At 64.1% G+C, this 12,828-nt stretch carries 11 protein-coding genes and 2 pseudogenes; 8 read left to right on the top strand and 5 right to left on the bottom strand.

The window, feature by feature from the left end:
• The first annotated feature begins 39 nt into the window (after positions 1 to 39).
• On the top strand, positions 40 to 714 hold the full coding sequence (locus tag ACZ1G0_RS12810; protein WP_472737292.1) for an HAD family hydrolase: 675 nt from the start codon (positions 40 to 42) through the stop codon (positions 712 to 714).
• 55 nt (positions 715 to 769) lie between these two features.
• On the opposite strand, the gene bchJ is transcribed toward ACZ1G0_RS12810, so the two are convergent.
• Entirely contained in the window at positions 770 to 1,402 is a 633-nt protein-coding gene (bchJ, locus tag ACZ1G0_RS12805) for a bacteriochlorophyll 4-vinyl reductase (protein WP_472737291.1), read from the bottom strand.
• A gap of 138 nt (positions 1,403 to 1,540) precedes the next feature.
• On the opposite strand from bchJ, the pseudogene aspS reads away from it, so the two are divergent.
• From aspS to ACZ1G0_RS12785, 4 genes and pseudogenes are all read left to right on the top strand, one after another.
• Positions 1,541 to 3,315 (top strand): annotated as a pseudogene (gene aspS / locus ACZ1G0_RS12800) (aspartate--tRNA ligase).
• A gap of 77 nt (positions 3,316 to 3,392) precedes the next feature.
• Entirely contained in the window at positions 3,393 to 4,754 is a 1,362-nt protein-coding gene (locus ACZ1G0_RS12795; RefSeq protein ID WP_472737290.1) for a DUF1800 domain-containing protein, read from the top strand.
• Between the two features lie 2 nt (positions 4,755 to 4,756).
• Complete coding sequence (locus ACZ1G0_RS12790) at positions 4,757 to 5,917, top strand: DUF1501 domain-containing protein (protein ID WP_472737289.1); 1,161 nt, start codon at positions 4,757 to 4,759, stop codon at positions 5,915 to 5,917.
• 26 nt (positions 5,918 to 5,943) lie between these two features.
• A complete protein-coding gene (locus tag ACZ1G0_RS12785) occupies positions 5,944 to 6,639 on the top strand; it encodes a GNAT family N-acetyltransferase (RefSeq protein ID WP_472737288.1) in 696 nt (231 codons plus the stop codon).
• Here the strand turns inward: ACZ1G0_RS12785 and ACZ1G0_RS12780 are convergent.
• Positions 6,636 to 7,340, bottom strand: a complete 705-nt coding sequence (locus ACZ1G0_RS12780; protein WP_472737287.1) for a response regulator — start codon at positions 7,338 to 7,340, stop codon at positions 6,636 to 6,638. The genes ACZ1G0_RS12785 and ACZ1G0_RS12780 overlap by 4 nt on opposite strands.
• 133 nt (positions 7,341 to 7,473) lie before the next feature.
• On the opposite strand from ACZ1G0_RS12780, the gene mce reads away from it, so the two are divergent.
• Both mce and ACZ1G0_RS12770 read left to right on the top strand, forming a co-directional pair.
• Positions 7,474 to 7,878: a methylmalonyl-CoA epimerase gene (gene mce, locus ACZ1G0_RS12775; RefSeq protein WP_472737286.1), complete on the top strand. Its 405-nt coding sequence runs from the start codon at positions 7,474 to 7,476 to the stop codon at positions 7,876 to 7,878.
• Positions 7,878 to 8,156 carry a DUF1467 family protein gene (locus tag ACZ1G0_RS12770; RefSeq protein ID WP_472737285.1) on the top strand — a complete coding sequence of 93 codons (279 nt, stop codon included), beginning with the start codon at positions 7,878 to 7,880 and terminating at the stop codon, positions 8,154 to 8,156. Before mce ends, ACZ1G0_RS12770 begins: the two co-directional genes overlap by 1 nt.
• Here the strand turns inward: ACZ1G0_RS12770 and ACZ1G0_RS12765 are convergent.
• The gene (locus ACZ1G0_RS12765; RefSeq protein ID WP_472737284.1) at positions 8,126 to 8,821 is read right to left on the bottom strand and encodes an EI24 domain-containing protein; all 696 of its coding nucleotides are present in this window, start codon (positions 8,819 to 8,821) and stop codon (positions 8,126 to 8,128) included. The genes ACZ1G0_RS12770 and ACZ1G0_RS12765 overlap by 31 nt on opposite strands.
• On the bottom strand, positions 8,818 to 9,408 hold the full coding sequence (locus ACZ1G0_RS12760) for a nitroreductase family protein (RefSeq protein WP_472737283.1): 591 nt from the start codon (positions 9,406 to 9,408) through the stop codon (positions 8,818 to 8,820). The genes ACZ1G0_RS12765 and ACZ1G0_RS12760 overlap by 4 nt, the downstream gene beginning before the upstream one ends.
• A 136-nt stretch (positions 9,409 to 9,544) precedes the next feature.
• On the opposite strand from ACZ1G0_RS12760, the gene ACZ1G0_RS12755 reads away from it, so the two are divergent.
• Positions 9,545 to 10,048, top strand: a complete 504-nt coding sequence (locus tag ACZ1G0_RS12755; RefSeq protein ID WP_472737282.1) for a hypothetical protein — start codon at positions 9,545 to 9,547, stop codon at positions 10,046 to 10,048.
• A gap of 3 nt (positions 10,049 to 10,051) precedes the next feature.
• Here the strand turns inward: ACZ1G0_RS12755 and topA are convergent.
• Positions 10,052 to 12,673: pseudogene (gene topA, locus ACZ1G0_RS12750) on the bottom strand (type I DNA topoisomerase).
• Positions 12,674 to 12,828 lie beyond the last annotated feature (155 nt).

Genomic DNA, 12,828 nt, shown 5'->3' with positions numbered 1-12,828 from the left:
TTACTGGATTAGGACGACCATCCTAGCCGGAGTTTCACCATGAAAGCGATCTTGTTCGGGGCCATTGGCACCCTTGCCGAAACCTCTGACCTGCAACGGCGGGCCTTCAACCGCGCCTTCAAGGATGCGGGGCTGGACTGGCACTGGGACTGGCATACCTACCAGAAACTGCTGCGCGATCCCGGCGGCGCGGCGCGCATCCGCAAATGGGCCGAAATGCAGGGCGCAGAGGTGGATGCCACCGCCCTGCACGCCGCGAAAGAGGCGCACTTTAAGGCCATGACCGATCAGATCACGCCCCGGGACGGGCTGAAACACATGGTGCGCGCTGCCCGCACGCGCGGCCTGACCTTGGGCGTGGCCAGCACCACCAGCCGCGACCAGTTGCGCACAATCCTGCGCCAGGTCTACGAGGCCCTGCCCGTGGACGTGCTGGCCTTTGTCGGCCACGGTGCCTTGGTCAAACGCCCCAAGCCCGCCCCCGACATTTACGAATTGGCCCTGCGCCGGCTTGATCTGAAGGGTCAGGATGTGCTGGCGATCGAAGACACGCCCGAAAGTGCGCAAGCCGCCCGCGCCGCTGGCCTACAGGTGGCCGCTGTACCCGGGGATGCTGCCGTGGGTCGCGTGTTTCCCGACGGGGTCACAGTCTATGACGATCTGTCGCCCCGCATCCTTGATCAAAAACCGGGGGCGTCCATCGCGGCAGAGTGACCCGACCTTCCTCGGGGCGCAGATACCCTCGGGGGAGGCGCGCCCTTGATAGGGGTCATGCCGAAGGCGCAATTTCGAAACGGCACGCCGGGGATTGATTGGCACAGCAGGCCAGTTCCCGCGCCACATAGTCGTCTCGCACCAACCTGGCGTAAAGCTCCGTAAACACGCCGGTGTGCCAATGGCACAGGTTCTTGTCGCTGACCTCGCCGCGCACTGTGGGGTTGTCCGCGATCTGCAACCGGATCGGGTTCAGGCCCAGCACGTTGAACCGCCCCGACCCCGTAAAGGTCCAGGCGTTGCGTTGTACGGACCGGGTCAGGATACGCGCCGCCAGCACGTGGGGCAGGCGGGGCAGCAGCCAGCACAACACACGTGGGATTTTGTTGGCAATGATGTAATCCGCCGTCCGCACGCCCGCCGCATAGGTGATCGCCGCCGCTTGGTCCGGCATGTCCCGGCGCAGGGTCTGGTGCAGGCGGGCGACGGGGCCTTCCTCCATCAATCCCTGATCCTCGGGGGGCAGATCCTCGATGCCAGAGGCTTGCAGCATGGCATCCACCAGCTTCGGCCCGCCGGTCTGTTCCAGCACCGGCAGCATTTGATGGATCGCATGGGGCCCGATCTGGGCCCCTTTGATCGTCGAAATCCCTTTGTCGCGGCAATCATGGCTTGTCCTCGTGTACACCCGCAACATGTCTAACATATCTTACATGTCAGACATACTAGACACACCGTCACAGTGCGCGGGGGCCGATCTTGCGCTTTGGCTTGACTTCACCGCGCCCACGGGGTGTATCGCCGTGACCTGACTTCGGAGCCTGACATGCACGCCTATCGCACCCAAACCTGCGCAGAATTGACCAAAGACAACGTGGGCCAGACTGTCCGCCTGTCGGGCTGGGTGCACCGCATCCGCGACCACGGCGGTGTTTTGTTCATCGACCTGCGCGACCACTATGGCATGACCCAGGTCCTGTGCGACCCCGACAGCCCGGTGTTTGAACAGGTGGAAAAGGTCCGGTCCGAATACTGTATCCGCATCGACGGCGAGGTGAAGGCCCGCGACGCGTCGCTTGTGAACCCCAAGCTGCCCACGGGCGAGATCGAGGTCTTTGTGCGCGACATCGAGGTGTTGGGCGCGGCAGGGGAGCTGCCCCTGATGGTCTTTGGCGATCAGGAATACCCCGAAGAAACCCGCCTCAAGTACCGCTTTCTGGACCTGCGCCGGGACGTGATGCAGCGCAACATGATGCTGCGCTCGGACGTGGTGTCGTCCATGCGCCGGCGGATGTGGGATCTGAACTTCCGCGAATACCAGACGCCGATTATCACCGCATCCTCGCCCGAAGGGGCGCGCGACTTTCTGGTGCCCTCGCGCCTGCAACCGGGCAAGTTCTATGCCCTGCCGCAAGCGCCCCAACAGTTCAAACAGCTGCTGATGGTCTCGGGCTTTGACAAGTATTTCCAGATCGCCCCCTGTTTCCGGGACGAGGACCCCCGGGCCGACCGCTCCCCCACCGACTTCTACCAGTTGGACATGGAAATGTCCTTTGTCGAACAGCAGGACGTGTTCGACACGATCCAGCCGGTCATTCAGGGCATCTTCGAGGAATTCGGCGGGGGCCGCACCGTCGACACCCACTGGGAACAGATCAGCTACAAGGACGCGGCCCTGTGGTACGGGACCGACAAGCCCGACCTGCGCAACCCGATCAAGATGCAGGACGTGTCGGAGCATTTCCGCGGCTCCGGCTTTGCGATCTTCGCCAAACTGTTGGAGCAAGAGGGCACCGAAATCCGCGCCATCCCCGCGCCCAAGGGCGGGTCGCGCAAGTTCTGCGACCGCATGAACGCCTTTGCCCAGAAGGAAGGCCTGCCCGGGATGGGCTATATCTTCTGGCGCGATCAGGGGCAGGGCCTAGAGGCTGCGGGGCCGCTGGCCAAAAACATCGGCCCCGAACGGACCGAAGCGATCCGCCAACAACTGGGCCTGGAGGTCGGCGACGCCGCCTTCTTCTTGGGCGGCAAACCATCGGCCTTTGAACGGGTCGCGGGCAAGGCGCGTGCCGTAATCGGGGACGAGCTGGGCCTGACCGACACCAACCGCTTTGCCTTTGCCTGGATCGTGGATTTCCCCATGTACGAGGCGGACGAGGAAACCGGCAAGATCGACTTCAGCCACAACCCGTTCTCTATGCCTCAGGGCGGCGAGGCGGCACTGGACGGCGATCCGTTGGAGGTGCTTGGCTATCAATATGACCTTGCGTGTAACGGCTATGAGCTGATTTCCGGCGCGATCCGGAACCACAAGCCAGAGATCATGTTCAAGGCCTTCGCCCTTGCCGGTTACGGCGAGGATGAGGTGCGCAAGCGGTTCGGCGGTATGGTCAACGCGTTCCAATACGGCGCGCCCCCCACGGGGGCTGTGCCGCTGGCATCGACCGCATCGTCATGCTGCTGGCCGATCAGTCCAACATCCGCGAAGTGATGCTGTTCCCCATGAACCAGCGCGCCGAGGATCTGATGATGGATGCGCCCAGCGTGCCCTCCAGCGATCAGTTGATGGAATTGGGCCTGCGCGTCATTCCCCAGGACTAACGCCCGGATCAACCTTTCGCACACCTCAAACGGCCCGTTCCCCTACCCGGGGGCGGGCCGTTTGTTATGGTGGGGGCATGTCGTTTGACCCTCACATTGCCGCCACGCGGTTTGGCACGGGCCTGTCCCCGCGCCACCCCCTGCCCACGCCCGAGGCGCTGCTGGTCGAGATCACGGGGCCAGACACGATCGCGCAAGCACGCCCCATCGGGCCATGGGTCGACCGCATGGCCGACCAAGCCAAGTGGCGACAGGTCATGGGCGCCCGCACTCCCACGGACGACAAAAGGTCCGAGCGTCGGGCCCTGACCCGCGCCTTCCGCCGCACCCATTGGGCCGATGTGGGGGCCACGCTGTCCCGGGGCGTGATCGCCCCCACCGGCCTGCGCGAACGCCTGACGTGGTTCTGGGCGGACCATTTCACGGTCTCTGCGCGCGTCCGGCCTGTGCAATACGCCGTGTCGGCCTATGTGGACCAAGCCATCCGACCGTATATCACGGGCACCTTCGAGGATCTGTTGTTCGAGGCGGTCACCCACCCGGCCATGGTCCTGTATTTGGATCAACACTTTTCGGTCGGACCGAATTCCAAGGCGGCTCAGCGCCGCGCCGGGCGCGGCCTGAACGAAAACCTCGCGCGCGAGATATTGGAACTGCACACCATGGGCGCGCGGGCGGGCTACACCCAGACAGATGTGCAGCAGTTGGCGGAACTTCTGACCGGCCTGCGGATCAACGCCAAAACCGGCGCGCGGGTCTTTTCACGGATCTCTGCCGAACCGGGGCCAGAGGTGATACTGGGCCAGTCCTTCGGCGGCGGCCCAGCCAGTCTGGACGATATTCGCGCGGCGCTGACGATGATTGCCCGGCATCCCGATACGGCCCGCCACATCGCGCGTAAACTGGCCACCTATTTCGTGTCCGATACCCCAGACCCGGCGTTGGTGCGCGCCCTGGGGGACGTCTTTTTGGAAACGGGCGGGGACCTCGGTGCCGTCTACGCGGCGATGCTGGCCCATCCGGGGGCATGGACGCGCGCACGGGGCAAGGTGCGGCAGCCCTTCGAATGGATCGTGGCCAGTTGCCGGGCGCTGGACGTCGGGCGCACCGTCCCCATTGCCGATCCCCGCGCGATCCGCAACGCCGTTTTGCGCCCGATGGAGTTGATGGGCCAACCGTGGCAGCGCCCGCCGGGGCCGGACGGATGGCCCGATACGGCGGCGGCATGGATCACGCCCCAAGGGCTGGCCGCGCGGTTGGAATGGGCCCTGTCCCAGCCCGCGCGCCTGCGCACCGACCTGCCGGACCCGCGCGCCTTTGTGGACGTGGCCCTTGGCCCTCTGGCCAGTGACCGGTTGCGGTTTGCGGCGGGGGCGGCCGAAAGCCGGGCGGATGGGATCGGCCTGATCCTCGCCTCGGCAGAGTTTCAGCGGAGATGACCATGGACCTGACCCGACGCGCGCTTTTGGCCGGGGCCTGTTCGCTGGCCGCCTCGCCCCTCGTGACCCCTGTGGCCATGGCGCAGGTGCCCGGGGAAAGGCGCCTTGTGGTGATCATTCTGCGCGGGGGGATGGACGGGCTGGACGTGTTGCGCCCCTTGGGCGATCCAGGGCTGGCCTTGATGCGCCCCGGTTTCGACACCTCGGGCGGCGCGGATCTGACGGGGTTTCACCGGATGCATCCGGGGTTAGACGCCCTGCGCCCCCTGTGGGCGGCAGGTGATCTGGCCTTCGCCCAAGCGGTCTCGACGCCCTACCGTAACGGGCGCAGCCACTTCGACGGGCAAGATATACTGGAGGCGGGCACGCCGGGCGTGGGCGCGTCCGATGGCTGGTTGAACCGCGTCGTGCAGGCCCTACCGGGCGCGACCGGGTCCACCGCGCTGGCCGTAGGGCGCACGGATATGGCCATTTTGCGCGGGCCGGCGGACCACGGTGCCTGGGCCCCCGATGCCCAGTTGGAGGTACCGCCTGCCACAGCCGCCTTGCTGGACCACATTTACCACGATGACCCCCTGTTCCGCGACGCCGTGGCCGATGCCCTTGCCTTTTCCGAGGCGTCGGGCGGCCCCATGGGCGGGGGCGGGGGCGGGGACGGGGGTCGGGGGCGGCGGGCACAGGCGCTTTTTGATTTCACCGCTGAACAGTTGTTGCAGGACACGCGCATCGCGGCCCTGTCCGTGGGCGGATGGGATACGCACCGGGCGCAGGCGCACCAGCTGCCGCGCGCCTTGGGCGTGCTGGCCGATGGGATCGTGGGTCTGCGGGATCGTCTGGGCGTTACATGGGATCAAACCACCGTCATCGCGATGACCGAGTTCGGACGTACCGTTGCGATCAACGGGAGCGGTGGTACGGACCACGGCACGGGCGGGGTCGCGGTTCTGGCCGGAGGGGCCGTGCGTGGCGGGCAGGTGTTCGGCGCGTGGCCCGGTCTGGCGGAGGCCGCCTTGCTGGACCGCCGCGATCTGATGCCCACGGGGGACGTGCGGGCCTATTCGGCCTGGGCACTGGCGGGGCAATTCGGCCTGTCGCGCACGGTTTTGGAAACGGTGATTTTCCCGGGGTTGGACATGGGGGCCGACCCGGGGGTCTTGCGTTAACGGTCCAGCGGGCGCAGGCTGCGGTCATGAAGCGTGATCTTTTGAATTGGACCCCGCCCCAGATGGCCCGGGATCAGGTGTTGCAGGGCCGTTTTGCGCGGTTGGAACCCTTGGATGCCAGCCGCCATGCCGCCGTGCTGCATCAAGCGTTCAGCGCGGATCCGGCGATCTGGACCTACATGCACGCGGGCCCCTTTGCCTCGCAGGCCAGCTACCACCGCTATGTCACCGAGATCACGGCGCAAACAGACACGTGGTTCTATGCCATCCGGGATCAGGACCAAAGCAAGTGGTTGGGCGTCGCGGCCTATCTGCGGGACGCGCCTGCAAACGGTGTGATCGAAGTGGGCTATCTGACCTTTGCGCCCGCCCTGCAACGCAAGCGCGCCGCGACCGAGGCGGTCTATCTGATGATGCGCCAAGCCTTTGAGGCGGGCTATCGCCGGTTCGAGTGGAAGTGTGACGCGTTGAATCTGCCGTCTCGGCGGGCAGCGCAGCGCTTTGGCTTCAGTTTCGAGGGCGTGTTCCAGCAGCACATGATCGTCAAAGGCCGCAATCGGGACACGGCTTGGTTTGCGATACTCGACACCGATTGGCCCGCCTTGCAGGAGGCCTATGGGACGTGGCTGTCCCCGGCGAACTTTGACGACACGGGCGCGCAGCGGGAACGCCTTGGCGATCTGACCGGGCTGGTGCGCCGGGCAAAGGACCCCGCGCTTTAGACAGCGCGCCGTTGGGTCAACCGTTGTTGTACAAGCGCGCGGACCTTTGCGCGCACGGCATCGCTGGCCGCCTGATCCAACTCGCGCGCCGTCGTCAACAGCGTCTCGTCATGGCCCGTGCGCGCGATCCCTTTCAGAAAGCCCGCAATGAAATGATCGTCAGCCCCGCCCTTGTCCATCAGGTCGGCGGCATAGGCCAGATCCTCGTGCATGGCGAATTCGTCGGGGGAGATCTTGTCCTCGTTCACCAGACGCAGACCTTTGGGCCGGTCTTGCGCGGGAAGGTGCATCAGGATGGCCTGCTGAAACGCGGCAAGGCTTTCGAGAGGTTTGGGCAGGAACCCATCCGCGCCCGCCTCTAGGCAAGCCGGTTCAATACCAGCGCGGTCGGCCCCGCTGGTGGCCAAGACGATGCGAGGCCGCTGTGTGGCGCTGTGCAGGGTCTTGATCAGGTCAAGCCCGGACCCATCAGGCAGGCCAATGTCCACGATTGCGGCGGTGGGGCGGTAGGTTTTCAGATGCCTGCGCGCGGATTCAATGCAATCGGCCCGGCGGATGCGTGCGCCGGACCGCAGGCACAACAGGCGCAGCGCCTCGGACGCAAAGCGGCTGTCCTCGACGATCAGGATCGTCAGGCCCAACAGGGGCCGCGTCGGGGTCGGTCGTGGGCTGGCAAGCCCGAGGCTTTCTAGGTCGTCCATCTATCGCTCCGATTCTGTCTGTCATCACCAAACCCCGTCTTCCCTAATGAATGGTAAACGCACGTGGCGTCGCAGGCCCTTGCCGCGCCTTTGGCCGGGCGTCATATACAGGCCCAAGCAAAAGGAGTTTCCCATGATCGGACGTCTCAACCACGTGGCCATCGCCGTTCCAGACTTGGACGCCGCCGCCGCGCAATACCGCGATACCTTGGGGGCCAAGGTCGGCGCGCCACAAGATGAGCCGGATCACGGGGTCACGGTGATCTTTATCGAGTTGCCCAACACCAAGATCGAGTTGCTGTATCCTCTGGGCGAAAACTCTCCGATCCAAGGGTTTTTGGACAAGAACCCCTCGGGCGGAATTCATCACATTTGTTACGAAGTGGATGATATTCTGGCCGCCCGCGACAAGCTCCAAGCCACCGGCGCGCGGGTGCTGGGCAGCGGAGAGCCCAAGATCGGCGCCCATGGCAAGCCCGTGCTGTTCCTGCACCCCAAAGACTTCACCGGCACTCTGGTCGAGTTGGAGCAGGTCTGATGGCGATATTCTCGGCCCTCGTATGTTTTGCAATGATCTGGTTCATCACCCTGCTTTGCGTGCTGGTGATCCGGCAGCCCAGTCAGGCGGATGATGGCGCGGTGGTGATGGGGACACACGCCGGTGCCCCCGCGAACCCTCAGATCCGCAAGCGGTTGCGGATCACCACGGGCATCACGGTCGTTCTATGGGTGCCCTTGGTCTGGGCGATCTCGTCGGGGGTTTTGACCCTGGACATGATCAACCTTTATGACCGCTTCGGCCCCGGCAGTCTGTGATAGGCATGGGTAAAGGCGGCCACGCCGATCACCGGCACAAGCAGGTTTAGAATGGGCACTGTCAGGGGGATGGCCATGGCGATGCCCATGACCCACAGGGTGCCCCGGTTCGCCTTGCGCCATGCGTGTGCGTCCGTACGCGACATGCGGCGCATGGCGACCATCTGTCCATATTCACGCCCCAGCAACGCGCCGTTCACGATCCAGAAGATCACCGGGGCGAGCGGAGCGACCAGCAGATAGATGACCAACGCAAAGAGGTTGGCCACCAGCATCACCCCGAGAAAGCCCACCGAGTCGCGCAGGGCACTTGCCATGCTTTGCCCCCGTGCCGGGCCCATTGTGGGGTAGTGACGCGCCTCGACCGCGTCTGCGATCCGGTCCAGAAACACCCCCGTAAACGCCGATGCGACGGGGATCATCAAGACCACGGACAGGCCTATCATCACGGGGATTAGGGCCAAGCTTGCAACGTTGTCCAGCCACGTGACCTCGCCGAACCATGGCAGGGTCAGGGACGGGCCGATCAACAGTTGCACCAGCCAAATCACACCCACGGAAAACAGTGCAAGCAAGCCGACCGCAAGACCCACGCCCATCAGGACGACGCCGCGAAACCGAGCATCCCCCAATTGGCCAAGGGCGCGCAGGATATCTTGGATCATTGGCCAACCCACGTGGTCAAGGCCGCCAAATCGGGGCGCGGGCGTTCGGGCGGGATCGCCCCTTCGGTGCCCAGATGCATGAAGCCTGCGACCCATTCGTGGGGTGCGAGGCCCAGTGCATCCAGCGCCGCGCGATCTGTGGCGGGCCACGCCGACAGCCAGTTACATCCCCAGCCCGCCGCCAATGCCGCGATCAGCAGGTTCTGACAGGCAGCACCTGCGGACAGGGTTTGTTCCACCTCGGGGATCTTGTCGGACGGTTTTGGGCTGGCCACCACGGTGACAACCAAATGCGCCTTGTCCCAGCTGCCGGCGGCCTTTTCGATCTTGTCGGGGTCGCGCCCCTGTTCCGCCCCAACGCGGCGCACACTGTCGGCCATGGTCAGGCAGGCGGCGCGGTCATGGACCAGAAACCGCCACGGCTCCAACTTGCCATGGTCGGGCGTGCGGGCGGCCAGTTCCAGCAGCGCCTCGACTTCCGCGCGTCCGGGGACGGGCGTGTTCAGGGTCTTGGCCGGGCGGGATCGCCGGGTGGCAAGAAACTCCAACACATCGGGGCGGGGGGTCAGGCGAGGCAGGTCAGACATGTTGTGTCCTTTCAGTTGCCCTAGATGTCGGTGTGCTTTGCCTTTGCGTCAAGGTAAATGCCCAAGTCTTGTCGTAGTTTGGCCGTGATTAGATTTTAGGCGCTGGTGCAGGGCTCAAAGCTACGAAGGCCAACAAATGCACCACCTTTATAAATTCGCCACGGACGATACCGGCGCTGTCACCGTCGATTGGGTTGTCTTGACTGCCGCTCTGGTCGGATTGGGGCTGGCCACGATGTCTGTCGTGTCGTCTGGCGTACAAGATCTGTCCACGGACATTTCGGGCGAGATGAAGAAATCGACCATCGTCACGTCCTTTGGAGATACCTTCAGCAGGGCTTCGATCCTTGATCAAGCCGCATACGATGAGGCGTGGGCGTTCCTGATCAAAAATCCAAATGGCGTCACCGAGAGCTTCGAGTCCTCGCTGGCCACGGCGCGTGACGCGATTTCTGCAGGTCCAGATGATCCAAGCGCGCAGGCTGCCGCAAAGGTACACCTGTCACAAGCCTTGGCCGCGGGCAGAAACCTGCAAGTGAAGCCCGAAGAGTATGATAAACTCATGGCGTCTTATGAGGATGCCCTGGCCGAGTATAACGCAAAATTCCCGGCCAAAGCCCCAGGCGAGAAGAAAGGCTAAGCCCTAGCCTTCCTTCTTCTTCGCGACCGATTTTTTGGCCGCGGGCTTTTTCGCAGCGGTTTTCTTGGGGGCGGCTTTCTTTTTGGGGGCCGCCTTTTTGGCGGCTGGTTTCTTACCCTGCTTGGCCAGCCGCTCGTCGATCAACTCCACCGCCTGATCCACGGTCAAATCATCGGGTTCGATGGTGTCGGGGATGGTCGCATTGACCTTTTCCCATTTCACATAAGGCCCGTACTTGCCCTTGTAGATGCCGATGGGACCGGTGGCGCGGGGGTGTTCGCCCAGCTCTTTGATGGGCTTGGCCGCCGCCCCGCGCCCGCCGCGACTGGCGACCTTTTCGGCCAACAGCTGCACGGCGCGGTTCATGCCCACGGTCCAGACCTCGTCGATGCTTTCGAGGTTGGCGTTGGTGCCGCCCCGGTGCGAGGTCGACCCCGCGTGTTTCAGGTAGGGACCATAGCGCCCGATATTGGCCCAGACCATCACGCCATCCTCGGGGTGTTCCCCAAGGGGACGGGGCAGGGCCAGCAGCTTGACGGCCTCCTCCAGCGTGACATCCTCGGGGGCCCATTCCTTGGGAACGGACTGACGGGGGGCTTTTTGTTGTCGTCGCTGACCTCGCCGCGCTGCACGTAGGGGCCAAAGCGACCCTTGTGGACCCAGATGTTGTCGCCGCCGTCCTGGCCCAGGTTCTTGCCCTCGGGTGGAATTGCGCTTTCCTCCTCCATGCCGGGGGGGCCGAAGGGGCGGGTGTAGCGGCAGTTGGGATATTCGGAACAGCCGATGAACGCGCCGCCGGACCGGGCCGTGCGCATGGACAGGCGGCCAATCTCGCAATTGGGGCACAGGCGCGGGTTCTTGCCGTCGCCTTGGTCGGGGAACAGATGCGGTTCCAGCACCTCGTTAATCTTTTCCAAGACTTCAGTGATGCGCAGTTCCGCCGTTTCATCAATCGCGGCTTTGAAATCGCGCCAGAAACGGTCCAGCACGTCCTTCCACGCGCGGTCGCCTGCGCTGACCTCGTCCAGCTCCTGCTCCATCTGGGCGGTGAAATCGTAGCCCACGTATTTGCGGAAATAGTTGGACAGGAACACCGTGACCAAGCGCCCCTTGTCCTCGGGGATCAGGCGGTTCTTGTCTTTGACCACATAGCCGCGATCCTGAATGGTCGTGACGATGCTGGCGTAGGTCGAGGGTCGCCCGATCCCAAGCTCCTCCATCCGCTTCACAAGGGTTGCCTCGGTGTAGCGGGGGGCGGCTGGGTGAAGTGTTGCTCGGGCGTGATGGCCTCCTTGGCCTGCGGTTCCCCTTGGGACAGGGCGGGCAGGCGCTTGTCGTCGTCATCGGTGACGTCGTCGTCGCGGCCTTCCTCGTAGACGCGCAGGAACCCGTCAAACAGCATCACCTGACCGCTGGCGCGCAGTTCCACCTGACCATCGGCGCTGGTGATCATGGCGGTGGTCCGCTCCATCCGGGCGCTCTCCATCTGGCTGGCCAGGGTGCGCTTCCAGATCAGATCATACAGCTTGCGCTGGTCGGCTTCGGACACTTTGATGTCGTCCGCGCTGCGGGTCATGTCCGTGGGGCGGATACACTCGTGCGCCTCTTGGGCGTTCTTGGCTTTGTTCTTGTAGATGCGCGGGGACCCGGGGACATAGTCCTTGCCGTAGCGGTCGCTGATTGCATCGCGGGCCTCGGCCACAGCCTCGGGCGCCATGTCGATGCCGTCGGTCCGCATGTATGTGATCAGGCCCGCCTCGTACAGCCGCTGCGCCGTGGACATGGTCTGGCGCGCGCCAAAGCCGAACTTGCGGCTGGCCTCTTGCTGCAGGGTCGAGGTCATGAAGGGGGCGAGGGGTTGCGGCTGGCAGGCTTGGCCTCCACGGATTTGACGGTCAAATCGCGCGATTTGATGGCTTGCACGGCCAATTCGGCTGCGGTGCTGTCTTTCAAATCGAACTTGTCCAGTTTCTTTCCGGCATAGCCCACCAGCCGCGCCTCGTAGGACTGTCCCCGTGGGGACACGAGGGTGGATTTCACGGTCCAGTATTCCTGCGGGTTGAAGACCTCGATCTCCATCTCCCGCTCCACGATGATGCGCAGGCACACCGATTGCACCCGTCCCGCAGAGCGTGACCCGGGCAGCTTGCGCCACAGAACCGGGGACAGGTTGAAGCCCACAAGATAATCCAATGCTCGGCGCGCGAGATAGGCATCCACCAAAGGTTGGTCCACCTGACGCGGGTTCTGCATCGCCTCGGTGACAGCGGTCTTGGTGATGGCGTTGAACACCACACGGCTGACCTTGGTGTCCTTTTTGATGGACTTACGCTTGGTCAGCGCCTCTTGCAGGTGCCAGCTGATCGCCTCCCCCTCGCGGTCGGGGTCGGTGGCCAGGATCAATTCGTTGTCGTCTTTCAGGGCGTCGGCAATGGCCTTGACGTGTTTCTTGCTGTCAGAGGCGACCTCCCACAGCATGTCGAACCCCTCGTCCGGCTTCACACTGCCGTCCTTGGGCGGCAGGTCACGGACATGGCCGTAGCTGGCCAAGACCGTGTAATCCTTACCCAGATATCCGTTGATGGTTTTGGCTTTCGCCGGGGATTCGACAACAACAACGGGCATGGGGCTGATCCTACTGTAACACCTTCGGGGCTAGGTCCCCGTAGCCGCGCAACATGTGGCGGGGGCGGGGTGAAGTCAACAGGCCGCCGCGCGACAGTCCCAACGTGGCACCCTCCCCCTTCATTGGGTTGCAAATACCCCTCGGGGGTGAGGGC

Source organism: Thalassobacter sp. HA4-2 (assembly GCF_055693705.1).
Note: the sequence above shows the minus strand (reverse complement) of the source record. Positions and strands in the feature narration are given on the sequence as shown.